A 25,088-nucleotide genomic window follows, 5' to 3' on the forward strand; every position below is an offset into this window, starting at 1 on the left:
CCTACTTAGTTACGATAAAATCATCAATTTTTGCTTTAAGGTTATTAACCCAGCGCGGATAGCTGCGATGGATTGTCTGCCCATCGTAATCTAAGTTAACGCTGCTTACATAAATAATGCTGTAGCTTTTAGTATTATAAGGAATATCAACCACAGCTTGGTGCGCGCGAATATTTAGTGTTCCACGAATTACGCCGGGTGCTATTGGCTGCATTTGCCAGCCTAATACTTGCCCTGCTTGGATAATACTTAGCTTCACATCTTCAACGGTTTTCTCGCCATTGACCAAATACTCAATATTGTGATTATTGAGATTGATTAAAGGACGACTGGTATTACAAGCCGTTAGCAAGCCCACTATAAACAATGACAAAACAACTATTCTCATAACTTCTCCCTATGTTTTTTTATTATTCATCAGTAACAATTTTCCCGAAGGAAACGCCACTATACTAGATTTACATCTAAAATATTATTACTTTTTCTGAATCGGATTATGACAAAAAAGCCTCCCGAAGGAGGCTTTTAAGAATCAGTCTAATTGTAGACTTAAACTAGCAATAAAGATGCTGTCTTACTTCTTCTTACGCTGAGGAGGAAGATCCGTACAAACACCTTCGTAAACCTCTGCTGCAAAGCTTACAGACTCAGAAAGCGTTGGGTGCGCATGAATCGTAAGGCCAATATCTTCAGCGTCACACCCCATCTCAATCGCAAGACCAACTTCAGCAATTAATTCACCAGCATTTACACCAACGATAGCGCCGCCGATTACGCGATTGTTTTTCTTATCGAACAATAGCTTTGTGAAGCCTTCTTTGCGGTCTACACCGATAGCACGGCCTGAAGCAGCCCATGGGAACTTGCCTACGCCATAGTCAATGCCTTGCTCTTTCGCTTCTTTTTCAGTTAAACCAACCCATGAAACTTCTGGGTCTGTGTATGCTACTGAAGGAATTGTTAATGGATCGAAGTAGTGCTTCTTACCAGCAATAACTTCTGCTGCTACGTGCGACTCAGCAGTTGCTTTGTGAGCTAGCATTGGTTGGCCTACGATGTCACCGATTGCATAAATGTGCGGAACATTAGTACGCATCTGCTTATCAGTGTTGATAAAGCCACGCTCAGTTACTTCAACGCCAGCTTTATCAGCGTCAATCAAGTCACCGTTTGGACGACGTCCAACTGCTGATAAAATCATGTCGAACTTTTGTGGTTTTTCTGGAGCGTTTTTACCTTCGAAAGTAACGTATAAGCCATCTTTCTTGGCTTCAACTTTAGTCACGCTCGTTTCCATCAAGATATTTTCGTACTTACCTTTGATGAACTTCTCTAGAACTTTTACCACGTCTTTGTCTGCTGCTGGGATTAGCTGATCAGCCATCTCAACCACAGTGATTTTTGCGCCTAATGCACGGTAAACCGTCGCCATCTCTAGACCGATGATACCACCACCGATAACTAGCATATGGTCAGGAACTTTACGCAGCTCTAGTGCGCCTGTTGAATCAACGATACGATCGTCTTCTGGTAAAAACGGTAGATCAACAACTCGCGAACCAGCAGCGATAATAGCATTATCAAAAGTGACTTTTTGCTTCTCACCTTCGTGCTCAACTTCGATTTCGTTAGCACCAGTAAATTTACCGTAGCCTTGAACAACTTTAACTTTACGGCCTTTAGCCATACCCGCTAAGCCGCCAGTCAACTGCTTGATGACACCATCTTTGTAGCCACGAATCTTGTCGATATCGAATTTTGGTTTACCAAAATCAACGCCGTGAGCAGAGATTTCCGCGGCTTCATCGATCACTTTAGCTGTGTGCAAAAGTGCTTTCGATGGGATACAACCCACGTTCAAACAAACACCACCTAAGGTAGCGTATTTCTCGATTAAAATGACATCCATGCCAAGATCTGCGGCACGGAATGCGGCATTGTAGCCGCCAGGGCCACTACCTAAAACAACAACTTGAGCGTGTAAGTTACTCATGAGTTCCTCTTTTCTATCTGAATTTAGAGTTTTAACTCTTAAATATAAGGTCTGATGGCGCGTATTTTACCTAATTTGACTGAAAAATCATCAAACAATTCGCCATATCCTACGTTCGTCATTACGAGGGGCTTGAGCGATAAAGTAATCTCTTTAAAGATTGCTATGCTCTTGCGGCCTCGCAATGACGTCAGTTCGTATTTTTCTTTAAAGAATCGTGCGACGAATATCCGCCAACATCTTACCAAGATGTACGATAAACCTAGCCGCAACCGCACCATCAATCACACGGTGGTCATAGGATAACGACATTGGCAACATCATGCGTGGTTCAAAGTCTTTACCGTTCCAAACAGGCTTCATTTGGTTTCGGGATAAACCAAGAATAGCAACGTCAGGCCAGTTAACGATTGGGGTAAAGGATGTACCGCCAATGCCGCCAAGCGACGAAATAGTCATCGAGCTACCCTGCATATCTTTCGCAGTTAGTTTCTTATCACGTGCTTTTTCTGACATTTCGCCCAACTCATTCGCCAGTTGATAGACAGACTTGCTATCAACATCACGAATCACTGGAACTACTAAGCCATCTGGCGTATCAACCGCAACACCGATATTGTAGTACTTCTTCAATATCAGAGTTTCACCATCTGGTGCTAATGAAGAGTTAAAGGTTGGGAACTCCTTTAAACTTGCAACAAGCGCTTTCATGATAAATGCCAATGGTGTTAAGCGCACGCCTTCTTTTGCCGCTTCATCTTTCATCGACTTACGGAATTTGTCCAGTTCAGTAATATCCGCTTCATCATGTTGAGTAACGTGTGGAATTAAATTCCAGTTACGCTGCAGAGTAACACTACTGATTTTCTGAATACGTGACAGTGATTTTTCCTCAACTTCACCAAACTTTGTGAAATCAATTTCAGGTAAATCAGCCGCCGCTACAGAGCCCGTATTAGCCGTAGCCTTTGGTCGCGATAATTCAAACTTGATATAAGACTGAACATCTTCTTTCAGGATTCGATTCTTTCGACCAGATCCCTTCACTTTCGATAAATCTGCACCAAATTCACGCGCTAAACGACGTACTGCTGGGCTAGCATGAATCACTTCGCCTTCGCGACGCTCAAATGGCGCAACAGCAACAGGAGCCTGCTTGTAATCAGACTTCGGCATCGGTTCATCTTTGATGCTTCTCTCTTGCTCAGGCTGTGGCTCTGGCGCTTTATCTTCGCTAGAGTCGCTATCAGCATCAGATGATTCATCAACAACTTTCATAGTACCGATTTCATCGCCTTGGCTGACTTTATCGCCGACTTTGACGCTGATTGATTCCACTGTACCAGCAAACGGCGATGGTACTTCCATCGTTGCTTTTTCAGTTTCCAATACGATAAGACTATCGTCCTGTTCTACTTCATCACCTGGCTTAACGCTAATTTCGATGACATCCACGCCTTCAGAATCACCAATATCAGGGATAGTGATCGACTCAGTACGTGCCGCGCCTGATGACTTAGGCTTTTCTTGGCTTTGGGCTTTCGGCTCAGCAGACTCAGTACCTTTGTCTTCAGCTGGCTCTTCTGCTGAAGAGTCTTCTTGCTCCGGCTCAGAAGCTTCTTCGCTGGTTGTTTCGATCTTTAAGATCAAGTCGCCCTCGGATACCTTATCACCAACTTTTATTTCAACTGACTTAACAATTCCAGCATCACTCGACGGAACTTCCATCGTAGCCTTGTCAGTTTCTAGAACGATTAAACCATCATCAACGCTGATTTCATCACCAACGTTAACTAGGACTTCAATCACATCAACCCCACTGGCATCGCCAATATCGGGGACTTTTACCTCAGTTAAATTTGCCAAGGGAACCTCCTCCAATTATAGGGTTGCTGGGTCAGCTTTATCAGCGTCGATGTTATAACGCTTGATTGCTTTTGTAACTTCTTTAACGTCGATCTCGCCATCTTCCGCTAGCGCCTTAAGTGCTGCAACGACGATGTAATAACGATCCACTTCGAAGAAGCGACGCAAGTTTTCGCGACTGTCTGAGCGACCGAAACCATCAGTACCAAGAACTTTGTAATTCATTGGTACGAAAGGACGAATTTGATCCGCATAAGCTTTCATGTGATCCGTTGCCGCGATAGCTGGTCCTTTTTGCTTCTCTAGACATTTCTCGACGTAAGACTTCTTAGGCTTCTTGTCAGGGTTAACCATGTTTTCACGCTCAACCGCTAAACCTTCGCGACGCAGCTCTGTAAAACTTGGTACAGACCAGATATCAGATAGGACGCCGAAATCTTCTTCGAGTAGCTCCGCCGCATACTCAACTTCGCGTAAAATCGAGCCACAGCCCATCAACTGGACGCGCGGCGCTTTTTTGCGCGATTTGTTCGATTTCAACTGATACATGCCTTTTAGAATGCCTTCTTCAACACCTTCAGGCATCTCAGGGTGTACGTAGTTTTCATTCAAAGTAGAGATGTAGTAGAACACATTCTCTTGTTCTTGATACATACGACGCATACCTTCACGGATAATCACCGCAAGCTCGTAAGCGTAAGTTGGATCATAGCTGATACAGTTTGGAATCGTCGCGGAAATCAAGTGGTTATGACCATCTTGGTGCTGCAAGCCTTCACCGTTCAACGTTGTACGACCTGAGGTTGCACCAATCATGAAACCACGCGCCTGCATATCGCCAGCGGCCCATGCTAAGTCACCAATACGTTGGAACCCAAACATCGAGTAATAAACATAGAAAGGAATCATCGGCAAGTTATTGCTCGAATAACTAGTTGCAGCAGCCATCCACGAAGACATAGCGCCTGCTTCGTTGATGCCTTCTTCCAAGATTTGACCTTTCTTATCTTCGCGGTAGTACATGATTTGATCGGAGTCTACCGGATCATATAACTGACCTACTGAAGAATAAATTCCGATTTGACGGAATAGACCTTCCATACCGAAAGTACGCGCTTCATCAGGGATAATAGGTACGATTCGATCTTTCAACGCCTTGTTCTTTAACAAAATGTTCAAGAAGCGCACAAAGGCCATAGTAGTTGAGATCTCACGATCGCCACTCGACTTTAGTAATGGCTCAAAAGCGTCTAATGAAGGAACATCAAGGCTTTCACACTCGACACGACGTGACGGCAAGTAACCACCAAGTTTTTCACGACGCTCCTTTAGATACTTTATTTCTTCACTATCTTCACCTGGGTGATAAAGAGGTACATCTTCTAGCTTATCGTCAGGAATCGGTACATTGAAACGATCACGGAAGTGTTTCAAGGCTTCCAAATTCATATTCTTAACTTGGTGCGCTGCGTTCTTACCCTCGCCAGAGCTACCCATGCCGTAGCCTTTGACAGTTTTCGCTAAAATAACTGTCGGTTGGCCTTCGGTATTAACCGCTCTGTGGTAAGCCGCATAGACTTTGTGTGGATCATGACCACCACGGTTAAGACGCCAGATATCTTCATCTGACATATTCGCGACCATTTCTTTTAACTTAGGATCTTTGCCGAAGAAATGTTCACGAGTATAAGCACCACCTTTAGCCTTACAGTTCTGGTACTCACCATCAACGGTTTCTTCCATCACTTTACGCAAACGACCTTCGGTATCACGAGCAATAAGTGGGTCCCAATAACGACCCCAGATGACTTTTAATACATTCCAGCCGTTACCACGGAATTCGCCCTCAAGTTCTTGGATAATTTTACCGTTACCACGAACAGGGCCATCTAGGCGCTGCAAGTTACAGTTAACAACAAAGATCAGGTTATCCAGTTTTTCACGACCGGCTAAACTAATAGCACCCATCGATTCTGGCTCGTCCATCTCACCATCACCAAGGAAGGCCCAAACCTTACGGCCTTTAGTATCCGCTAAGCCACGGTTTTCTAAATACTTTAAGAATCGTGCTTGGTAAATTGCTTGGATTGGACCTAAGCCCATCGAAACCGTCGGGAACTGCCAGAAGTCAGGCATAAGCCATGGGTGTGGGTATGACGAAAGACCTTTACCATCAACTTCTTGACGGAAGTTGCTCATCTGCTCTTCACTGATGCGACCTTCTAAGAAAGCGCGCGCATAAATACCCGGCGAAGAGTGGCCTTGGTAATAAATCAAGTCGCCTTTATCGTCGTCGTTACCTTTAAAGAAGTGGTTAAAACCTACATCGTACAAGGTAGCGCTCGAGGCGAAGCTTGATAAGTGGCCACCAAGCTCTAATTTTTTGTTAGATGCTTGTAGTACAATCGCAATCGCATTCCAGCGAATGATGGCACGCAAGCGTCGCTCCATTTCCTGATCGCCAGGCATATGAGCTTCTTGTGATGGTGGAATGGTATTGAGGTACGCCGTAGTTAAATCGAATGGCAAGTTTGCGCCAGCACGACGTGCTTTAGCGACGAGTTTTTCAAGTAAGAAGTGTGCGCGCTCCACACCTTCTTCAGCCATAACCGCGTCTAGTGCGTCGATCCACTCTTGAGTTTCTATCGGATCCACGTCTGATGCTAGCGCATTATTGGTTACATCGTTTTCAGACCTATCTTTTGACATAATTATCGCCTTATGACAGCCAAACGCATTTATTTAACAGGTGTTAAATAGCAATGCTAGAATTCATAAAGCCAATATCTTAGTCAAAAAAGCATTAAAAAGATACCGTTTTGCCAATTTCTGGGCGAAAACACACATCTGGTCTGACCATAATGCAAAACGATTTATTGGTTAACATATGTTAATTATATGCTACACAAAACTCCAACCTAATAATGAGGCTACAGCAACAAGTGCAAATAATATCACACCAGAGCGTTGCGACAAACTAATAGCACAGCGGTTGGCAGCACACGGACTGTTTTTATCATCTACATTTAATCCCATGCTTGCTGTGGCTACGGTATTAAGCAGATCTTTGCCACTCACCTCCAGATCAAAAAATTGACCTTTGCCTTGCTCTATACCACTAGCCATATCCCCTGCTAGCAAATACGTTAGTGCTGAGATTCTAAATGCCAACCATTCCATGGCATAGTGAAGCTTTTTTCCTAGCGCGCCGAGCCTATTCTCTTGTTGTTGCCACAATAACATTCGATACAGTAACGCGCCTGCAGGACCTAACAACACAAACCAGATAGCGACGCTAAAGTATTGGCTCTCAACCTTATAGAAAATGGATTCAGTGACGTCTTTAACCATTGTCGCTTCGTTCTCTGACTCCTTGCCAGTAAAAATCATGGCATACTCGTAGGCAGCTTGCTTTTCACCATTTTCTACGGCTCTGAAATAACCCTCGAGTTGCTTGCTTGGAAGTTGCGGGCCAAAGGTGTGAACCAAAATTAGAACCATCAAAGCCAATACGGTAAAAGATGCAACAAAACCATCATCAAAAAATTTGAATAGTACAAACGCTAGAAGCGCAGGAAGCACCGCTTCAACAGCATCTTTTACCCAGCCCTGATACCATTTCTTATCTGCGAAGGACTTATCGCAAAATCTTAAATATGAAAAGTACCAGTTATCACTGCTCAGTTTATCCCGCGCTGCGGACTGATTGCCGTGATAATAACGTTCGATTAATATTGCAATGACTAGTGCCAATAACGCCATACTTTGTTCCAATTCTTGGTTGAATCATTCAATACTTGTAGTTATACCATAAGCCTAGAAAGTTAAACACGTTTCTCCAGTGACTCACTAAATTACCTAGCCAAAAGGCTTCGGTAATACTCCCAGTCGAAAGCAGGTCCTGGGTCAGTTTTCCTCCCCGGAGCAATATCCGAATGTCCCGTGATTCTGTCTTGAGACATTTTTGGATAAGCCTTCAATAAGAGCATCGTAATTTTTGCTAATGCCTGATACTGGTCTTCTTCGTAAGGTATCTCGTCCGCGCCCTCAAGTTCAATTCCTATGGAAAAGTCATTACACTTTTCTCGCCCCTGAAAACTCGATACCCCAGCGTGCCATGCCCGCTTGTTCAAAGGGACGTATTGAACAACTTCACCGGTGCGCCGAATTAGCAGATGGCTCGATACTTTTATATCAGCAATTTCCTCGAAAAAAGGATGCTCTTGTGGATTCAATTCACCGCCAAAGAACTGATCGATATAAGGTCCACCAAACTGATTAGGTGGCAGGCTAATATTGTGAATTACGAGTAAATTAATTTCATCAGACTCACGATCATCGAAGTGACAACAGGTAGATAAACGCGCACCTTCAACGAAACCAGTGTGTAAATTCAAACAAAAATTGAACTCGGCAGTGCTCATGCTATTCCTAAAGTACTTTTTTGAGATTACAATAGCACAGATTAATCACAAATAGTGTACGACCTAAACTCATCAATCTTCTTACGGAACACAACATGATCGATATTCCTTATCAAGCCAAGCTACAACAAACCATTGAATTCCAAGTGAAAAAAGCTCTTGAAGAAGATCTTGATGGAATTGATGGTGTCGATGTGACGGCTGAGCTCATTGAACAAGATAAGATTGCCAAAGGTCGATTAATCACAAGAGAAGATGCCGTTGTCTGCGGAATTGCTTGGTTTAATGGCGTATTTAAGGCGCTTGACCCTAGCATAAAACTCGATTGGAAATGTGCAGACGGCGATAAAGTTTCAGCAAACGACACTCTTTGCGAAATTGAAGGCAACGCGCGAAACATTTTGACTGCAGAACGCAGCGCCATGAATTTCCTGCAAACCCTATCAGGTACAGCCACCATCACGGCACGTTATGTTCGTGAGTTAAAAGGAACTGACTGCCAACTATTAGATACTCGTAAAACCATCCCTTTGATGCGCCTAGCTCAAAAGTATGCCGTATATTGCGGTGGCGGTAAAAACCATCGTATGGGGCTGTACGACGCTTTCTTGATTAAAGAAAACCACATCATCTCAACCGGCTCGATTAAAAATGCTGTTGCCGTAGCCCGACAAAATCACCCTAATACTCTGGTCGAAGTCGAAGTCGAAAACTTTGCGCAGCTGGATGAAGCCTTAGACGCCGGCGCAGACGTGATTATGCTCGACAACTTTAGTGTTGATGAGTTACGCACCGGTGTTGCGATTAATCAAGTGCACTCGCACACTGCTAAAATTGAAGCTTCTGGTAACGTCACCATCGAAACCTTGCGTGACATTGCCGAAACAGGTGTTGATTTTATTTCTGTAGGCGCCTTAACCAAACACGTAAAAGCCATCGACTTATCGCTTCGTTTAGAAATGTAAGTGAGTGAGACCGTAACGAGTCCCTGTCATAGCAAGCGAAGGCAATCCCTCCTAGCGTCGTTGCGAGGCCTTTAGGTTGCGGTAACCCCTAACCCTATCTCGTTATTGCGAGCGACATGAAGTGCGTAGCAACACCTTAACCCTATCTCGTCATTGCGAGCGAAGGAACTGAGCGCGGCAATCTCATAAAGGCGCCCGTGCACTAATTCTTGCAACCATAACGGCTTAGCAACATACACCTTAAAGTAATCCTTCACAAACTCGACTTTCACAGTAAACGAATAGGGATTACCACGTCGTCCTTCGGACTCCACGGCAATAGCTCCTGCATTGCTCTAACCCCTATACCTGACCTGCAAGGACGCAGGGAATGCAATAGCAATGCTGGGAGCATTGCTTGCCATGCAGTCGTCGTAATGACACACTATTCCTCATTGAGAATGTAGGAACCAGACACTTCAACACCAACTAGCGTCGTTACGAGGCCTTTAGGCCGTGGCAATCTCGCTTTTAAAATCATCGATATAGAATAAAGAACGCGACCACTTTAGCCTTAACTATCAACAGATAGCCAACTCAAATGAAATATCATCGGCTACTGGCCTAATGTCGTCCTCTACCTGTTCCATAAATCGGATACTAAAGTAGTGTTTCGAGCCACTAATTCCAGGAAAGTAACATGAATCTTTAGGTAGCCTAACTCGTAATAGTTGCGGGTTACCTTTATTGGATAAGCTAGTTTGAAAAACTCCCTTCTTACACTGTACGACTTCGAACTCACCGTTTTCGCGGAATAGCCTTAATAGAATCTTGATACACTGGGCCAAACCCTCTAAATGTGAAAACCAGCCTTTTAGACTATCAAGGCGATGCTCAAAGGGACGATTTAAGAATTGATGCAGTTCGGGCAAATCAAAACTACAAGTTCCACCAGGCATTCGAATACGGTTTTTAAGCATATCGATAAAACGAATTGAACGTAAGCGCGCGCCAAATTTTCCGCGATAACCGCCGACCCATTCTAATAATTGATCTAACTGCTCTAGGAAACGTTTTAGCTTGAAGTCATCAATGTAAGGACTTTCCTGTAATTGTTGAAAGTAGGCTCTTTGTACCTCCAGCTCCTTGATAATTTCTCCCTTAATATCACCGCGATCAAGGCAATCTAATATCTCCCAAAGATTTCTGAGCGCACTGACGTGACAAGCTGTAGAGTCTTGCTCGCGTAAATGTAGCTGGGTCGCGAAAAGCTGCTCTAATCTGAGGTATGTTCTGACCTGTTCACTTAAAGGGTGCTCATACAGTATTGTCTCAACCGCCTTGCTCATTCCGCCCATTCCTTGCTAAATCACGATAATGACTGTCTAAACTTATAACTTGTTGTTTTAATGAATGCAAATCTGAATTATTGTTTATGATGTCGTCGGCTATTGATAAACGCTTTTGGCGTTTAGCCTGACTAGACATTAATGACTGCGCTAATTGCAAATTATCACCATCTCTTTTCATTAAACGTTCTAACTGAGTTTCTTCACTGCTATCAACTACCAATACCCTGTGATAGTTTTGAGCTTCAGCAGTTCCGTGAATGGTTTCAAAATATAAAGGGATAACGCTAACGGTGTAGAGCTCATCACACTTTTCTGCTTCGGTTCTAAGCTCGGTCATCCGATTGCGAATCATAGGATGAAGTAAACCATTCAGCCACTCTCGCTTTGCATCGTCATTAAAAACAATTTTTCTAAGAGCTTGTCGATTTAAAGCGCCGTTATCCAAAAGAACAGTGTCACCAAAATGCTCAGAAATTTGTTTTAAACCTGATGAACCAGGTTCAACAACTTCTCTAGCAATAATATCGGCATCAATGACCTTAACACCTAACTCCTCGAAAAATCGACTAACAGCGGTTTTACCACTGGCTATACCGCCTGTTAAAACAATATGAAGAGTCATAGAGCACCTAGTTTGCTAAAAGGGCTATTCTAACTTTAAGGTCAACAATATAAAAGAAGGAGAGTGAATGGTTTATCGAAGAAACAGAGCGTGGTAATACTAGCCATCGCCTTTTTGAACGACGCAAGCAGCGCGGCAATCTCGCTCTTAACAACCATCGTCGTTGCGAGTGATCATATATTCTCGTCATTGCGAGCGAACACAGTGAGCGCGGCAACCTCGCTTTGCACAGACAAACAGAGATTACCACGTCGTGCTCCGCACTCCTCGTAATGACGAGCTATTTGTCATTGCGAGTGAAGGAACTGAGCGCGGCAACCCCAACCAGTGTCGTTGCGAGCCACATAAGGGACTTGCTACTTAATCCTATCTCGTCATTGCGAACGAAGGAAATGAGCGTGGCAATCTCATAAAGGCCCCGCGCACTAATTCTCGCAAAAAAACACAACGGTCAACTGACATACTCGATGAGCAATCCTTGCAAACTCGACTTTCACAGTAAATGAAAAGGGATTACCACGTCGTCCTTCGGACTCCTCGTAATGACGATCTAAGAACATTACAAGCAAGGAACTGAACACCGCCTCCCAACCAGCGTCGATGCGAGCGAACATATATACTCGTCTTTGCGAGCGAATGCAGTGAGCGCGGCAACCTCGCTTTGAGCAGACGAACGGAGATTAGCACGTCGTGCTTCGCACTCCTCGGCAATAGCTCCTGCACTGCTCTAACTCCTGCATCTGACCTGCACGAATGCAGGGAATACAATAGCAATGCCGGGAGCATTGCTTGTCCTGCAGTCGTCGTAATGACGAGCTATTTGTCATTGCGAGTGAAGGAACTGAGCACCACCCCACCAACCATCGTCGTTGCGAGCAAAGTAACCTTGCACGCACTGCACCCTACCAACCATCGTCGTTGCGAGGCCTTTAGGCCGCGTCAATCTCGCTTTTAGAACTAGGGCTGCAACCAGCTCAAATAAAGCTCTGTCAAAGGCTCACCCCAAATCAAGGTAATCCAGCCAGCTATGGCCAGAAATGGCCCAAAGGGAATAGTATGATCACGACCTTTCTTAGTCACTATCATAGAAATAATTCCAAGAACAGCGCCAGTAACTGTAGATAAAATAATCACCAACGGCAGCATTTTCACCCCAACAAAAGCTCCTATTGCCGCAAGTAGCTTAAAATCACCATGCCCCATACCTTCCTTGCCAGTTACTAACTTAAAAAGCCAATAGATTGACCAAAGCACAAGGTAACCACACAGCGCACCTATTACTGCCGACTCTAGACTGGGCGCAAAACTTAGCTGTAAAGTTTCCGGCTTGATAAACAGGTAAACGCTCAAACCAATCCAAACCAATGGTAACGTCATTTGATCGGGTAGAATTTTATGATCATAGTCGATAAAGCTAGCAATTATTAAAAAGCTGGTAAAAATAATGCCAAATAACAATAACCAACTAAAGCCAAAATAATAAGCACATACAGCAAATGTTGTAGCGGTTAAAAGCTCAACGAAGGGATAACGAATTGATATAGGTGTTTTACAGGAACGACACTTACCCCGAAGAAATAACCAACTAATTACAGGGATATTTTCTAATGCCGTAATATTATGCCCACATTTAGGACAAGCTGAACGAGGCGTAATTAAGTTATATTTCTCACCTTGCTTAGTCTCAGGGAAGCTTACCGTACAGTTAGCTTCTTTGAGTATTTCTGTTGCTGTAGCCTGCCACTCACGATTAAGCATTTTTGGTAGGCGATGAATAACAACATTAAAAAAGCTACCAAAAAGTAACCCTAACACAAAAACAAAACCTGCTAATAAAGGCAGGTTATTTGATAATAATTCAATCATATTTATTCTAATTAAATTTTAGGGAGATTATTTTCTTAGAATGCATTACCCATCTGGAAGATTGGTAAGTACATTGCAACAACAAGGCCACCAACAACAACACCTAAGAAAACAATGACGAATGGCTCAATGAGGGAGCTGATACCGTCAACTGCATCGTCCACTTCTCCTTCATAGATATCTGCTACTTTAGAAAGCATAGTATCCACAGCACCGGATTCTTCACCTATAGCTACCATCTGATTGACCATATTTGGGAACACGCCGGTCGAGGTCATCGCCATATTGATTTGCAATCCACTGGTAACATCTTCTTTAATTTTCATGATTGCCTCTTTATAAACCGCATTACCGGAAGCTCCTGCAGCGGAGTCTAAAGCATCAACTAACGGTACACCAGCCGCGAATGTAGTCGCCAGTGTGCGAGAATAGCGAGCAACTGCAGCTTTTTGAACTAAAGGACCAAATATTGGAAATTTCAGGAGCAGTCTATCTTTAGCTGCTCTAAACCCTGGAGATTTTTCATTAAGCTGAGAGTAAGTAATTACAGTTCCAACCATGACAATTAAATATAACCACCAGTACTCCTGGACATTCTCAGACATCCCAACAACCATCTGAGTAAAAGCAGGAAGATCAGCTCCAGCACCTTGGAAAAGGCTGGCAAACATGGGAACCACATAAATCAATAAGATGGCTGTAACTGCGATAGACACAACTACAACTGCTGCAGGGTACATGAGAGCCTTTTTAATTTTTGACTTTAAAGCTTCCGACTTTTCTTTATAAGTGGCAATTCTGTCTAGCATTTGTTCGAGCGTACCAGACTGTTCACCCGCGTGAATCAAATCACACACCAAATCATCGAAGTGCTTAGGGTGTCTTCGCAGTGCAGTTGCGAAAGGATTACCCGCCTCAACTTCTTCTTTTATTTTCATGACAAGCTCTTGCATACTAGCATTTTCATGACCTTTGCCTATAATATCAAAGGATTGTACTAGAGGTACGCCAGCCTTCATCATAGTAGCTAATTGTCGCAAGAATACTGCAATATCAACAGGCTTAATTGCTTTTTTTCCACCACCAACTGATCCGAGTAAATCAGCATTCACTGATTTGGGTGTAATCCCTTGTTTTCTCAAAGCAGCCTTTACTTCTTCCGCATCAATAGCGGGCATTGAGCCTTTAACTTTTTGCCCCTGTTTGTTAACCCCTTTATACTGAAAGACTTTTTGCTTCTTCTTTTTTGGTGAAGCTTTTCTTTTTCTAACTGCAGTCGCCATCTTGCTGTACCCTATCGCTCATAGTTCTACCAACCAATATAGCAAATAAAGGCGTATTTACTCAATAAATAATAAAAACAGTGACTTATTGCTAATAGTTATTACTATTCTTGAGTTACGCGGTTTACTTCTTCTAAGCTGGTAGCCCCTAATTTAACTTTGTTTAAGCCAGTGCGTCGTAAATCTGGAATATTTTCTTTTCTCGCTTGATCGGCAATATCAATCGCATTACCGCCCTCCATTATTATTCGCCCCATTGCATCAGACACTGGCATTACTTGGAATAAACCCACACGACCTTTATAGCCTAATGTACACTTATCGCAACCAACAGGCTCATAAACTGTGAGCTCGTTCAGTTCTTCTTTAGTAAAACCTTCCTCTAATAAGGCTTCGTCAGGTAATTGAGATGGCTTTTTACAATGTTCACACAGCCTTCTAGCTAAACGCTGAGCCACAACTAGGTTAACGGTGGTCGCAATATTAAATGGTGCAACCCCCATATTAACTAGACGAGTTAGCGTTTCAGGAGCAGAGTTAGTATGTAGCGTAGATAACACTAGGTGACCCGTTTGCGAGGCTTTAATGGCAATTTCAGCAGTTTCCAAATCTCGAATCTCACCAACCAGTACAATATCCGGATCCTGACGCAAGAATGCACGCAGCGCAGAAGCAAACGTTAAACCTGCTTTTACGTTCACGTTAACCTGGTTAACCCCTGTCAGGTTAATTTCCACAGGGTCTTCAGCAGTCGAAATATTCTTATGTTCATCATTTAAGATATTTACGCCGGTATAAAGCGTTACCGTTTTACCAGAACCCGTAGGACCTGTAACTAATACCATACCTTGTGGCTTGCTTATCGCCTCCATAAAATGTTTTTTCTGCTGCGCTTCAAAGCCTAAAGCATCAACCCCGAGCATGGCGCTAGTCGGATCCAAAATACGCATTACAATTTTTTCGCCAAACAAAGTCGGCAGGGTATTTACACGGAAATCAATAGCTTTAGTCTTAGATAATTTTAACTTTACACGACCATCCTGAGGTACACGACGTTCTGAGATATCCAGATTTGATAAAACTTTTAAGCGTGCTGAAATACGTGAGGATAGTTGAATTGGAGGACTAGCAACCTCGTGTAACAAACCATCGATACGAAAGCGTACTCGATACTTTTTTTCATAGGGCTCAAAGTGCAAATCCGAAGCGCCCTTACGAATTGCATCGACCAACATTTTCTTAACGAATTTCACAACTGGAGCATCGTCGCGCTCCGCCCCTTCCTCTATATCACCAGCTTGACTTTCATCGACGGCATCAAGATCAATGTTATCAAGATCGGCATCATCAAAGTCAGATAAAGACTCGCTTTCCTTTTCGTCAATTAACTTATCGACAAGAGAGTCTAGTTTTGAGGGCTCTACTAAAACCGCTTCAACGGAGCAGTTAGTTTGAAACCGGATCTCTTCTAAACTTTTGAGATTTGTCGCATCAGCCACCCCAACAAAAAGCCGAGTGCCACGCATATAAAGAGGAATAACCCGATGCTTACGCATCATTTTAAGGTCGATTATATCTTTTGGTAAATTATCAGAGTTAATGGCATTAGCATCGAAGTAAGGTGCTCCAAAGTTCACACCTTGCGCTTTAACTGCATCCGCCCCCTTTACCCAACCAGCATTAACCAACCAATCAATCAGGCCTACCTTTTCTTCTTTTGCACGCTCTATAGCTTCTTTAACCTTATCTTTTTCTATCAATCCTTCAGCCACTAACATGTGAGCAAGACCTGTTAATCCAGTTTCAATTAATGCCATAACTTAACTACTCATTTAATATATTTTTTAAGATATATTAATATACTTGATTAAATTTCTTCTGTTGTCAATTAGTCAAAATTAAAATAAAAAAAGCGGGCTAAGCCCGCTTTTTCTTTTCAATATTTAATTATCTACAGTTAGCTGGACGGTACTTATCTGGGAACGTACCACCTGTACAATCCCAACTAACACCATTGTCTGTTGCCGTAGGTGCAAAGATAAACGTACCTATCGCGTCCGCTGATCCCAAATTACCAAGAGTATATGTCACTGTTCCGCCTGCTACAGCTGTATCGGCTGTTAAGTAATCACTTTGTGCAGCAGATACGTTTATACCAGCTTCCGCAGCGTCAGCAGGTAAAGCACCTGTTGAAATATAAAACTCTGATACTGACGTCTTGTCTTTACCAGCGATTACTAGTGCTTCAGATACTTTTGAGCGAATTGTAAAATCTTGGTAAGCTGGAATAGCGATTGCTGCCAAGATACCGATGATCGCAATTACGATCATTAATTCAATAAGGGTAAAACCCGCTTGTTTTTTAGTTTGCATGAGACTCTCTCCTATACATTTTCAATAAAATCGTTTGGAACTGTGTTTACATATATCTTCTTGTGATGCTTTGCTGTCCCTCAAAGGTCTATGTAAGCTTGGCTTCATAAGTCGTTTTCAATATTAGAATCGTTAACTGATATATGTGAACAAATTCTGTTAATCAATATAACTTTGGCAAAGCAAGATAGCAACAAGGGATTGTAAAATATCTCGACATACCAACTAAAACAATGACTTAAATCACACTTATATGCAAAATCGCATCAGCAAAAGGTTAAAATGCGGTTAAATAACAACCAAAACGAGAGGCTATTGACATTTTTTGTCACTTTAAAGGTGGCTATTAATGTTCATTAATATCTGTTTTTTCAATTAAAAGTAAGAACATCTAACTAAAGTATTGATTTAAAGAACTTTTACAGCTTATTAGTAGATGAAGATTATGCAATTTAAAGTTTAGACTTTAAAACCATACTCTAATTCTCGATTTTTATTTATTCAACGAGTATCCTGTCGCTAATTCTTTTAATTTATTTTTTACTATGTCGAATACGATGATTGTTAAGTGTCCGACTTGCTCTGAGTCCGTTGCTTGGAATAAGTCTAGCGAATATAAACCGTTTTGCAGTAAACGCTGTAAATTGATTGATTTAGGCGAGTGGGCAAGCGAAGGGCACAAGATCGCCGGTCAACAGTTAGATCCTCATACCGTTGAGGAGCTGGCAAAGTTGAAAGATAAATAAGAGTAGTTGCTTTCCGGTTTGGTATTAAGAGCGAGATTGCCGCGCTCACTATGTTCGCTCGCAACGACGTAGGGTAGGATTATCGCATTCCTTTCGTCACTCGCAATAACAAATGTCCGTCATTACGACGACTGAATGACGAACAATGCTCCCGGCATTGCTATTGCATTCCCTGCATCCGTGCAGGTCAGATACAGGAGTTAGAGCAATGCAGGAGCTATTACCGTGGAGTGCGAAGCACGACGTGGTAATCTCGCTTTATTAATACGTTATGTACTCTTTAATGCGTCACAGGCGTTTTCTAGGGATTGCCGCGCTCCTTTCATCGCTCGCAATGACGATGGTTGAGGATTGCCGCTCTCACTATGATCGCTCGCAACGACGTAGGGTAGGATTGTCGCATTCCTCTCGTCACTCACAATGACAATTGTTCCGTCATTACGAGGGAGTGGAGCGACCGAAGTAATCTCGCTGTATTAGTTCGCTCAGTGCACATCAATAGGTCACAGGCGCCTTCTAGGGATTGCCGCGCTCCTTTCGTCGCTCGCAATGACGATGGTAGGATTGTCGCATTCCTTTCGTCGTTCGTAATGACGACTAAAAGCAGTCTTAGTTAGCTACCACGCCAAAAGCCCATCGCAATGACGGTGAGATAGTCTTAAGTTAAGCTGTAATAAAGGTCTTTCCAGCTTGGGTTCATACTATTAATGAGTTTTTCTTTGTTGGCGCGTGAGCCAGCTTTAATTTGCTTTTCCCGCTGTATGGCAGCTTCAATGCCGTCAATGACTTCGTAATAGACAAGAAGGTTACAGTTATATTTGTTTGAAAATCCGCTGCTTCGTTTAGATTTGTGTTGGTGGACTCTTTGAATTAAGTCGCTGGTGACTCCAGTGTAGAGTACTGTTTTAGCCTTGTTGGTTAAGATATAGACGTATCCTTGTAGCATTGTTACTCCATTTTGTAATTCATACGGCAAAGGCAGGCGTTACTATAATGCTGAGGTTGTCGGCATTCAGTGTTTGCTTTCACAGTTTGCAAATCTGCATTACGATTAGTTTTGACTTAATAATTCCATTAGCATCTTTCAAATAAAGAAATACCGATTGTTATTGATAGTTTTTAGCTAACTAGTTCACTCTAGCTCTTGATAATTAAAAGCGAGATTGCCGCGACCTAAGGGCCTCGCAACGACGCATAGTCCGTCATTACGCGGAGTCTGAAGGACGACGTGTTAATCCCCTATTCGTTTACTGTAAAAGTCGAGTTTGAGTTGAATTACTTTAATGAATATGTTGCTTGACTGTTCTCTTCTTTTTGCAAGAATTTGTCCACGGGTGCCTTTATGGGATTGCCGCGCTCCTTTCGTCCCTCGCAATGACGAGGTTTGGGGTTGCCGCGCTCCTTTCGTCGCTCGCAATGACGAGGTTCGGGATTGCTACGCTCAATACCTACGTTCGTAATGACGGAAGAGGCTGTAAATAATACTGAGTTATAAAAGGCTAGGGATTTCTATATTGGCCGCGGGGAACTGGTAGTTATTTAATTCGGTTTTATGTGCCCAAGTTATTGGCTGACCTTCTTTGCCGTAGGGAACGCCGAGGTAGTCTCTGACTAGGCAGACATGGAGTGATACTGACTTATCGGGATATTGATGGTGAATTGTTGTAAGAGGCGTTATTGATATTGGGAGGATATCAAGCTCTTCGTGGCACTCTCTTTGTAGCGCATTAAGAAGCTCTTCACCCTCTTCAATCTTACCGCCAGGAAACTCCCACAAGCCTCCTTGGTGCTGATGATTAGCTCTTTTTGCGATAAGGACGCGGTCGGCAATTTTTATTACTGCGACCGCGACATTAACTGTTTTCATTGCTTTTAGAAGTTAAGAAGCTTTACCGTGACAGTGCTTAAACTTCTTGCCAGAGCCGCATGGGCAAGGTTCGTTACGCCCTACTTTAGGCTGTTCGCGCACAAAAGTTTCAGCTTGGCGTTGTGTTTGGCTTTGCTGTTCTTGTGGTAAAGCAGACGCTGACTCATGTTGAGCGTTCATCTTAGAAGCATCTTGTTGCGGACGCTCCATCGCTTCAACTTCTTCCGGTAAACGGAATTTAACTTTAGACAACACCGTCACCACGTCATGCTTCAAGTTATCAAGCAAGCCTGAGAATAGCTCAAAAGCTTCACGCTTATACTCTTGCTTCGGGTTTTTCTGTGCATAACTTCTAAGGTGGATACTTTGGCGTAGGTGATCCATATTGCCCAAATGTTCTTTCCAGTGCATATCCAAGTGTTGCAGCATTACTTGTTTCTCAAGCTGTCGCATCATGCTTGGCTCAGGTAGCGCCGCTTCTTTTTCAGCGTAAGCAGCTTGAATTTCGTTATAAACTTTCTCCCGAATTTCTTCCTCGGCAAATTTATCGTCTTCGTCTAACCATTTTTGTACTGGCAATTCTATGGCAAAATCTTGCTCAAGGCGTTGCTCAAGACCTTTTATGTCCCACATTTCTTCAATAGACTGTGGTAGAACATATTGACTGATCACGTCTTGTACTACGTCATAACGCATATCTTCGATAGTTTCTTGGATATCGTCAGACTCCATCAATTCATTACGCTGCTCGTAAATCACTCGACGCTGATCGTTAGCCACATCATCATACTCAAGCAGGTTTTTACGCATATCAAAGTTGCGTTGCTCAACTTTACGTTGTGCATTCTCGATAGCTCGAGAAACCATTTTGTGCTCAAGCGCTTCGCCTTCTTCCCAACCAAGACGCTGCATCATCATACCAAGACGCTCAGAGGCAAAGATACGCATTAAGTCATCTTCAAGCGATAAGTAGAAACGGCTAAGACCTGGGTCACCCTGACGGCCAGCACGACCACGAAGCTGATTGTCAATACGACGCGATTCATGACGCTCTGTACCGATAATGGCTAAACCACCGGCAGCCAGAACTTCGTCATGCCGTTTCTGCCACTCTTCTTTTGCTTTGGCGATCTGTGCTTCGCTTGGATTTTCACCGAGTGCATCAATGTCGGACTGTAGGTTACCGCCCAAGACAATATCCGTACCACGCCCCGCCATATTGGTAGCAATAGTTACCGAACCAGCACGACCTGCCTGAGCGATAATATCCGCTTCTTTTGCGTGGAATTTTGCATTTAAGACCTGGTGCTTGATCTTAGCTTTTTTAAGAGCATTAGAAATTAACTCTGATGACTCAATCGAAACGGTGCCGACTAATATTGGCTGCCCCTTCGACTGTAGTTCTTTAATTTCCTCAATAATCGCCGCGTATTTTTCTTCTTTACTGAGGTAAATAAGATCTGGCATATCTTGACGCTGCATCGGCTTATTGGTTGGGATAACCACAACCTCAAGGCCATAAATCATGTGTAATTCAGTAGCTTCCGTATCGGCGGTACCCGTCATACCAGACAATTTATTGTAAAGACGGAAGTAATTCTGGAAAGTAATCGAAGCAAGCGTTTGGTTTTCATTTTGGATATTAACGCCTTCTTTAGCTTCAACCGCTTGGTGTAAGCCATCTGACCAACGACGACCCGGCATAGTACGGCCCGTATGCTCATCAACAATAACTACTTCATTGTCTTTAACCACATAGTCGACGTCTTTTTTGAATAAAGTATGAGCACGCAACGCGGCATTCACATGGTGCAACAGCATAATGCTTGCTGGGCTGTATAGGCTTTGGCCTTCTGGCAGTAAGCCCGACTGACGTAGTAATTCCTCTACGCGCTCTTGACCTAATTCCGTTAAGTTTGCCTGCTTCCCTTTTTCATCGATGGTGTAATCACCAGTGTCTTCAACACCTTCTTCAGATTCTTTTTCTTGAATCGTTAGCTTTGGGATAAGCTGGTTAATCGCACGGTACATTTCCGAGCTATCTTCAGCCTGTCCTGAAATGATAAGCGGAGTTCTTGCTTCATCGATAAGAATCGAGTCGACCTCATCGATAACGGCAAAGTTTAGTTCACGCTGAACACGTTGCTCTTTTTCAAAAGCCATGTTGTCGCGCAGATAATCAAAGCCGTATTCATTGTTTGTGCCATAAGTGATGTCGGATGCATAAGCAGCTTTCTTTTCCTCATGCGACTGCCCCGAAAGTATCACCCCCACTGACATTCCAAGGAAGTTATAGACTGGTGTCATCCACTCGGCATCACGCTTAGCTAGATAATCGTTAACGGTAATAACGTGGACACCCTGCCCAGTTAATGCGTTGAGGTAAACAGGGAGAGTCGCCACAAGGGTTTTACCCTCACCTGTACGCATTTCCCCAATCTTACCTTGGTGTAGAGTCATACCACCGATAAGCTGCACATCAAAATGACGCATGCCAAGAGTACGTTTACTGGCTTCACGAACCGCAGCAAAAGCTTCTGGCAGTAGATTGTCTAGCGTTTCACCCTTTTCAAGTCTCGCTTTAAATTCTGACGTTTTATTTTTTACTTCTTCGTCACTTAATGCTTCAAACTCAGGCTCAAGTTGATTAACTTGCTCCACAACTTTACTGAATCGTTTGATGATACGCTGATTTCGACTACCGAAAATTTTGCTAAGAAAACTCATGCTATTAGTTCTTCTATCAAGTTATTAAACAATTGCTGTCTATTTTTTAGGCAATAGGCTGTTTGTTTTAACGCAACAATTGCTTAGGGAATTATGATTAAGCACTCGATTGTACCGATATTACAGAAGCTGTAAACGCCTGATCGGGATTTTCTAGTGAGTACTTGAAACAAATTGGGGCTTTAGAAGGATATTTCAATGGTCTAAGCCATATTAAGCAAGCTCTAACTATTAGCCGGAGACATAGCTTACTAGGACATAAGCTTTGCCCCATAGATATTCGATGGTGTATTTAGATAACAATCATAAAAAAGCCGAGCTACGTGCTCGGCTTTATTGAATAGTAAAAGTCTTTCCTTTACGACTCTTTAAGGTAGCGCCAAGGATTTACACGTTTACCGTTACGAGTTACTTCGTAGTGAACGTGTGGTCCTGTCGAGCGGCCTGTACTACCGACTTTTGCAATAACTTGACCTTTCTTAACGAGATCACCTTTTTTCACCACCACAGTTTTATTATGACCGTAACGAGTGGTGTAACCGTCGCCATGGCTTACTTCTACGAAGATGCCATAACCAGCTTTACGCTCTACTGTGGTAACGACACCTGCGGCTGTAGCGACAACGTCAGAGCCTGCTAACGCAGAAAAGTCAATCCCCGCATGCCAAGCTCGCTTACCTGTGAAAGGATCTGAGCGGTATCCGTATGGCGATGAAAGCCAACCGGTATTAACAGGGCGACCAGTAATTTTTTGCTCAGCACTGATATTTTTATCGAGTAATAAGGATTCTAAAGCGAACAACTGCTGTTCTTTTGCTTCTATTGAGCTTTGGATACTGTCTAAAGAAGATACTACGTCTTGGTAGCTCGCTTTGTCAGTATCTTCTTCCTCAGAAGGGCCACCCATAGCTGGAGCAGCTCCAAAACCGAATTCATCACTGATACCGGCTTCTTCAGCTAGACGTGATCCTGTAGCGTCTAAGCGTAGGATATGCGCCTGCATAGAAGCAAGACGACTGGACAAGGCCTGAACCTTATCTTCAGATTCTTTTTTAGCTTTCTCGAGCTCTTCTTTTTGCTGGGCGAGCTCCATTTGCCATTTTTGGATCGCAGTTTCACTGACTAAGTCTTGCTGTAACACCCACTTAGTAGTGTAAAAAGTAGCACCAACAATCATGAATATGCTGAACATACCCAGTGCAATTGTCATTGCTAATTTTGTCTTTCCTAACTCTAAAGCTTTGATTCCTTTCTGATCGCTTTTAATAATCGTAATACGCATAATTAACCAAAAGTACACAGGTCATATATTTATAAGAACCGAATTCTTACAAACTTTAACGATATTCAGTACCGATAAAGATGACAATTTAAACTCTGTCGGCTTACAATAGTAAACTAACACCAACTAAGCCCAAAACCTTGAGCATATGAAGCGTCCCTCTCGCGCCAAATCCGTGGCAGATATTTTGAACAAGCCTGCTGGCAAGTTACAAAGTCTATTGAAGCAATCCAATAGCTTAAAGTCTATAAACGAAAGCGTGCAAAAACTCCTACCCGAGGAGTTAAAGGGGCACTGTACTGTATCGGAATACAATCAAACAAGCCTAATAATTACTGCTGAATCTGCAGTTTGGGGCACTCGCCTTCGTTATATCACATCGGATTTACTGGCCGACTTACGTCAAGCAGGCCATTATTCACTGGCTAATATTCAAATAAAAGTTAAACCAAGTCAATCCCGATAAAACGCTTCTTACTCCTGCGTTACTTATTATTTGCTTGTCTTTTATACTGACAACGCAGGGTTCATAATATACGAAATTGGTGCAGCTTTTGCATCTTCATAAGTCGCCAGCTCCCAAGTTGATTCGTCAGCCATAAGGGTACGAATTAACTGATTGTTTAAAGCATGACCTGACTTATAACCAATGAATGAACCAATTAAGCTATGGCCTAATAAGAACAAATCACCAATCGCGTCTAATATTTTATGTTTCACGAACTCGTCATCGTAACGTAGACCATCTTCATTTAAAACCCGAAAATCATCCATAACAATCGCGTTATCTTGGCTTCCGCCTAACGCTAAGTTATTTGCTCGTAAAAACTCAATATCTTTCATAAAGCCAAAAGTACGGGCACGACTCACTTCTTTCACAAACGATGTGGTCGAAAAGTCGATAACCGATGTTTGACTACTTTTCTTAAATACTGGGTGATCAAAATCAATCGTAAAGGCAACCTTGAAGCCATCAAAAGGCTCAAACGTTGCTTTCTTATCACCGTCTTCAACGGTAACTTTCTTTTTGATTTTAATGAATTTTTTTGGTGCATTCTGCTCGGTAACACCAGCAGATTGCAACAGGAATACAAATGGGCTCGCACTGCCGTCCATAATAGGAACTTCAGGTGCTGAGACATCAATATAAGCATTATCCAGACCTAAACCAGCCATTGCTGACAGTAGGTGTTCTACGGTTGAAATACGCACATCGTCTTTCACCAAACAGGTGGAAAGCGTGGTATCTCCAACGTTTTCTGGTTTTGCATCTATTTCTACAATTGGGTCTAGATCAACGCGACGGAACACAATCCCTGTATCCACTGGAGCTGGTCGTAGGGTTAAATACACTTTATCTCCAGTGTGCAAACCTACGCCAGTGGCGCGAATGGTTGTTTTCAACGTACGTTGTCGTATCATTCGGTGTTTCTCCAACTTCTTGATATTTCAAGAATTTAGGGTGAAAGATGGCATAATTTTAGCGCATATTACCACAATATATCTGTGGTTTGAACATTTTTTGAACGTTTTTGGAACATTTGTTTGAATTATTCTTCCACACAAATCCTCACATTTCCCTAATTCTGCCGTCTGACTCCTTAATCCACACTGAATGCAAAGTAAGGAAAACTAAGGAGGCTCGAAGGGATGGCCTCCTTAATTCTATGAACGCAACTTCTCTGCGTTTAGTTCTCAATATCAGAACATATCATTGCAATAAACTTGCATTCCTCTCCATAG

Annotated in this window: 20 protein-coding genes; 3 read left to right on the forward strand and 17 right to left on the reverse strand. The window is 42.9% G+C overall.

The features are described 5' to 3' along the window. Position 1: 1 nt before the first annotated feature. The 6 genes from ABD128_RS02110 to ampD all read right to left on the reverse strand — a co-directional run bounded on the left by ABD128_RS02110 (position 2) and on the right by ampD (position 8,256). Positions 2 to 388, reverse strand: coding sequence for a hypothetical protein (locus ABD128_RS02110; protein ID WP_343985818.1), 387 nt, complete (start codon positions 386 to 388; stop codon positions 2 to 4). A gap of 186 nt (positions 389 to 574) precedes the next feature. Then, positions 575 to 1,993 carry a dihydrolipoyl dehydrogenase gene (gene lpdA / locus ABD128_RS02115; protein WP_343985821.1) on the reverse strand — a complete coding sequence of 473 codons (1,419 nt, stop codon included), beginning with the start codon at positions 1,991 to 1,993 and terminating at the stop codon, positions 575 to 577. A gap of 207 nt (positions 1,994 to 2,200) precedes the next feature. Further along, positions 2,201 to 3,859 carry a dihydrolipoyllysine-residue acetyltransferase gene (gene aceF, locus ABD128_RS02120; RefSeq protein ID WP_343985824.1) on the reverse strand — a complete coding sequence of 553 codons (1,659 nt, stop codon included), beginning with the start codon at positions 3,857 to 3,859 and terminating at the stop codon, positions 2,201 to 2,203. Positions 3,860 to 3,874: 15 nt separating this feature from the next. Next, positions 3,875 to 6,568, reverse strand: coding sequence for a pyruvate dehydrogenase (acetyl-transferring), homodimeric type (aceE, locus tag ABD128_RS02125; protein ID WP_343985827.1), 2,694 nt, complete (start codon positions 6,566 to 6,568; stop codon positions 3,875 to 3,877). A 192-nt stretch (positions 6,569 to 6,760) separates the two neighbouring features. Beyond that, positions 6,761 to 7,621: a regulatory signaling modulator protein AmpE gene (ampE, locus tag ABD128_RS02130; protein ID WP_343985830.1), complete on the reverse strand. Its 861-nt coding sequence runs from the start codon at positions 7,619 to 7,621 to the stop codon at positions 6,761 to 6,763. Positions 7,622 to 7,713: 92 nt separating this feature from the next. Further along, positions 7,714 to 8,256: a 1,6-anhydro-N-acetylmuramyl-L-alanine amidase AmpD gene (gene ampD, locus ABD128_RS02135; RefSeq protein ID WP_343986553.1), complete on the reverse strand. Its 543-nt coding sequence runs from the start codon at positions 8,254 to 8,256 to the stop codon at positions 7,714 to 7,716. 122 nt (positions 8,257 to 8,378) lie between these two features. Between ampD and nadC the strand changes: the two genes are divergently transcribed. Then, positions 8,379 to 9,248 (forward strand): carboxylating nicotinate-nucleotide diphosphorylase, encoded by an 870-nt coding sequence (gene nadC / locus ABD128_RS02140; protein ID WP_343985833.1) that lies wholly within the window; start codon positions 8,379 to 8,381, stop codon positions 9,246 to 9,248. A gap of 560 nt (positions 9,249 to 9,808) precedes the next feature. Here nadC and zapD read toward each other — a convergent pair. From zapD to ABD128_RS02170, 6 genes are all read right to left on the reverse strand, one after another. Next, entirely contained in the window at positions 9,809 to 10,576 is a 768-nt protein-coding gene (gene zapD, locus ABD128_RS02145; protein WP_343985836.1) for a cell division protein ZapD, read from the reverse strand. Then, entirely contained in the window at positions 10,560 to 11,201 is a 642-nt protein-coding gene (coaE, locus tag ABD128_RS02150) for a dephospho-CoA kinase (RefSeq protein ID WP_343985839.1), read from the reverse strand. Before coaE ends, zapD begins: the two co-directional genes overlap by 17 nt. A gap of 957 nt (positions 11,202 to 12,158) precedes the next feature. Further along, positions 12,159 to 13,067: a prepilin peptidase gene (locus ABD128_RS02155; RefSeq protein ID WP_343985843.1), complete on the reverse strand. Its 909-nt coding sequence runs from the start codon at positions 13,065 to 13,067 to the stop codon at positions 12,159 to 12,161. 35 nt (positions 13,068 to 13,102) lie between these two features. Beyond that, positions 13,103 to 14,350 carry a type II secretion system F family protein gene (locus ABD128_RS02160; RefSeq protein WP_343985846.1) on the reverse strand — a complete coding sequence of 416 codons (1,248 nt, stop codon included), beginning with the start codon at positions 14,348 to 14,350 and terminating at the stop codon, positions 13,103 to 13,105. Positions 14,351 to 14,454: 104 nt separating this feature from the next. Beyond that, positions 14,455 to 16,167, reverse strand: coding sequence for a type IV-A pilus assembly ATPase PilB (pilB, locus tag ABD128_RS02165; protein WP_343985849.1), 1,713 nt, complete (start codon positions 16,165 to 16,167; stop codon positions 14,455 to 14,457). 130 nt (positions 16,168 to 16,297) lie between these two features. After that, positions 16,298 to 16,723: a pilin gene (locus tag ABD128_RS02170; RefSeq protein WP_343985852.1), complete on the reverse strand. Its 426-nt coding sequence runs from the start codon at positions 16,721 to 16,723 to the stop codon at positions 16,298 to 16,300. A 545-nt stretch (positions 16,724 to 17,268) separates the two neighbouring features. Between ABD128_RS02170 and yacG the strand changes: the two genes are divergently transcribed. Beyond that, positions 17,269 to 17,469 (forward strand): DNA gyrase inhibitor YacG, encoded by a 201-nt coding sequence (gene yacG, locus ABD128_RS02175; RefSeq protein WP_343985855.1) that lies wholly within the window; start codon positions 17,269 to 17,271, stop codon positions 17,467 to 17,469. Positions 17,470 to 18,127: 658 nt separating this feature from the next. Here the strand turns inward: yacG and ABD128_RS02180 are convergent. The 4 genes from ABD128_RS02180 to ABD128_RS02195 form a co-directional block, all read right to left on the reverse strand. Next, complete coding sequence (locus ABD128_RS02180) at positions 18,128 to 18,415, reverse strand: GIY-YIG nuclease family protein (protein ID WP_343985858.1); 288 nt, start codon at positions 18,413 to 18,415, stop codon at positions 18,128 to 18,130. A 543-nt stretch (positions 18,416 to 18,958) separates the two neighbouring features. After that, the gene (mutT, locus tag ABD128_RS02185; RefSeq protein ID WP_343985861.1) at positions 18,959 to 19,336 is read right to left on the reverse strand and encodes an 8-oxo-dGTP diphosphatase MutT; all 378 of its coding nucleotides are present in this window, start codon (positions 19,334 to 19,336) and stop codon (positions 18,959 to 18,961) included. 12 nt (positions 19,337 to 19,348) lie between these two features. Beyond that, on the reverse strand, positions 19,349 to 22,063 hold the full coding sequence (gene secA, locus ABD128_RS02190; protein WP_343985864.1) for a preprotein translocase subunit SecA: 2,715 nt from the start codon (positions 22,061 to 22,063) through the stop codon (positions 19,349 to 19,351). A gap of 358 nt (positions 22,064 to 22,421) precedes the next feature. Continuing rightward, entirely contained in the window at positions 22,422 to 23,273 is an 852-nt protein-coding gene (locus ABD128_RS02195) for a M23 family metallopeptidase (protein ID WP_343985868.1), read from the reverse strand. A 220-nt stretch (positions 23,274 to 23,493) separates the two neighbouring features. Here ABD128_RS02195 and ABD128_RS02200 point away from each other — a divergent pair, with 220 nt between their 5' ends. Beyond that, positions 23,494 to 23,811 carry a DciA family protein gene (locus ABD128_RS02200; RefSeq protein WP_343985871.1) on the forward strand — a complete coding sequence of 106 codons (318 nt, stop codon included), beginning with the start codon at positions 23,494 to 23,496 and terminating at the stop codon, positions 23,809 to 23,811. Positions 23,812 to 23,852: 41 nt separating this feature from the next. Here the strand turns inward: ABD128_RS02200 and lpxC are convergent, their stop codons facing one another. Next, positions 23,853 to 24,767, reverse strand: coding sequence for a UDP-3-O-acyl-N-acetylglucosamine deacetylase (lpxC, locus tag ABD128_RS02205; protein ID WP_110201098.1), 915 nt, complete (start codon positions 24,765 to 24,767; stop codon positions 23,853 to 23,855). Between the last annotated feature and the right edge of the window lie 321 nt (positions 24,768 to 25,088).

The organism is Kangiella japonica, from assembly GCF_039523535.1.
GTDB lineage: Bacteria > Pseudomonadota > Gammaproteobacteria > Enterobacterales > Kangiellaceae > Kangiella > Kangiella japonica.

Excerpts from the sequence above, each read along its gene's own strand:
- ABD128_RS02110 (WP_343985818.1), bottom strand. The coding sequence starts at position 388 with ATGAGAATAGTTGTTTTGTCATTGTTTATAGTGGGCTTGCTAACGGCT.
- lpdA (WP_343985821.1), bottom strand. The coding sequence starts at position 1,993 with ATGAGTAACTTACACGCTCAAGTTGTTGTTTTAGGTAGTGGCCCTGGC.
- aceE (WP_343985827.1), bottom strand. The coding sequence starts at position 6,568 with ATGTCAAAAGATAGGTCTGAAAACGATGTAACCAATAATGCGCTAGCA.
- ampE (WP_343985830.1), bottom strand. The coding sequence starts at position 7,621 with ATGGCGTTATTGGCACTAGTCATTGCAATATTAATCGAACGTTATTAT.
- nadC (WP_343985833.1), top strand. The coding sequence starts at position 8,379 with ATGATCGATATTCCTTATCAAGCCAAGCTACAACAAACCATTGAATTC.
- zapD (WP_343985836.1), bottom strand. The coding sequence starts at position 10,576 with ATGAGCAAGGCGGTTGAGACAATACTGTATGAGCACCCTTTAAGTGAA.
- coaE (WP_343985839.1), bottom strand. The coding sequence starts at position 11,201 with ATGACTCTTCATATTGTTTTAACAGGCGGTATAGCCAGTGGTAAAACC.
- ABD128_RS02155 (WP_343985843.1), bottom strand. The coding sequence starts at position 13,067 with ATGATTGAATTATTATCAAATAACCTGCCTTTATTAGCAGGTTTTGTT.
- ABD128_RS02160 (WP_343985846.1), bottom strand. The coding sequence starts at position 14,350 with ATGGCGACTGCAGTTAGAAAAAGAAAAGCTTCACCAAAAAAGAAGAAG.
- pilB (WP_343985849.1), bottom strand. The coding sequence starts at position 16,167 with ATGGCATTAATTGAAACTGGATTAACAGGTCTTGCTCACATGTTAGTG.
- ABD128_RS02170 (WP_343985852.1), bottom strand. The coding sequence starts at position 16,723 with ATGCAAACTAAAAAACAAGCGGGTTTTACCCTTATTGAATTAATGATC.
- yacG (WP_343985855.1), top strand. The coding sequence starts at position 17,269 with ATGTCGAATACGATGATTGTTAAGTGTCCGACTTGCTCTGAGTCCGTT.
- ABD128_RS02180 (WP_343985858.1), bottom strand. The coding sequence starts at position 18,415 with ATGCTACAAGGATACGTCTATATCTTAACCAACAAGGCTAAAACAGTA.
- mutT (WP_343985861.1), bottom strand. The coding sequence starts at position 19,336 with ATGAAAACAGTTAATGTCGCGGTCGCAGTAATAAAAATTGCCGACCGC.
- secA (WP_343985864.1), bottom strand. The coding sequence starts at position 22,063 with ATGAGTTTTCTTAGCAAAATTTTCGGTAGTCGAAATCAGCGTATCATC.
- ABD128_RS02195 (WP_343985868.1), bottom strand. The coding sequence starts at position 23,273 with ATGACAATTGCACTGGGTATGTTCAGCATATTCATGATTGTTGGTGCT.
- ABD128_RS02200 (WP_343985871.1), top strand. The coding sequence starts at position 23,494 with ATGAAGCGTCCCTCTCGCGCCAAATCCGTGGCAGATATTTTGAACAAG.
- lpxC (WP_110201098.1), bottom strand. The coding sequence starts at position 24,767 with ATGATACGACAACGTACGTTGAAAACAACCATTCGCGCCACTGGCGTA.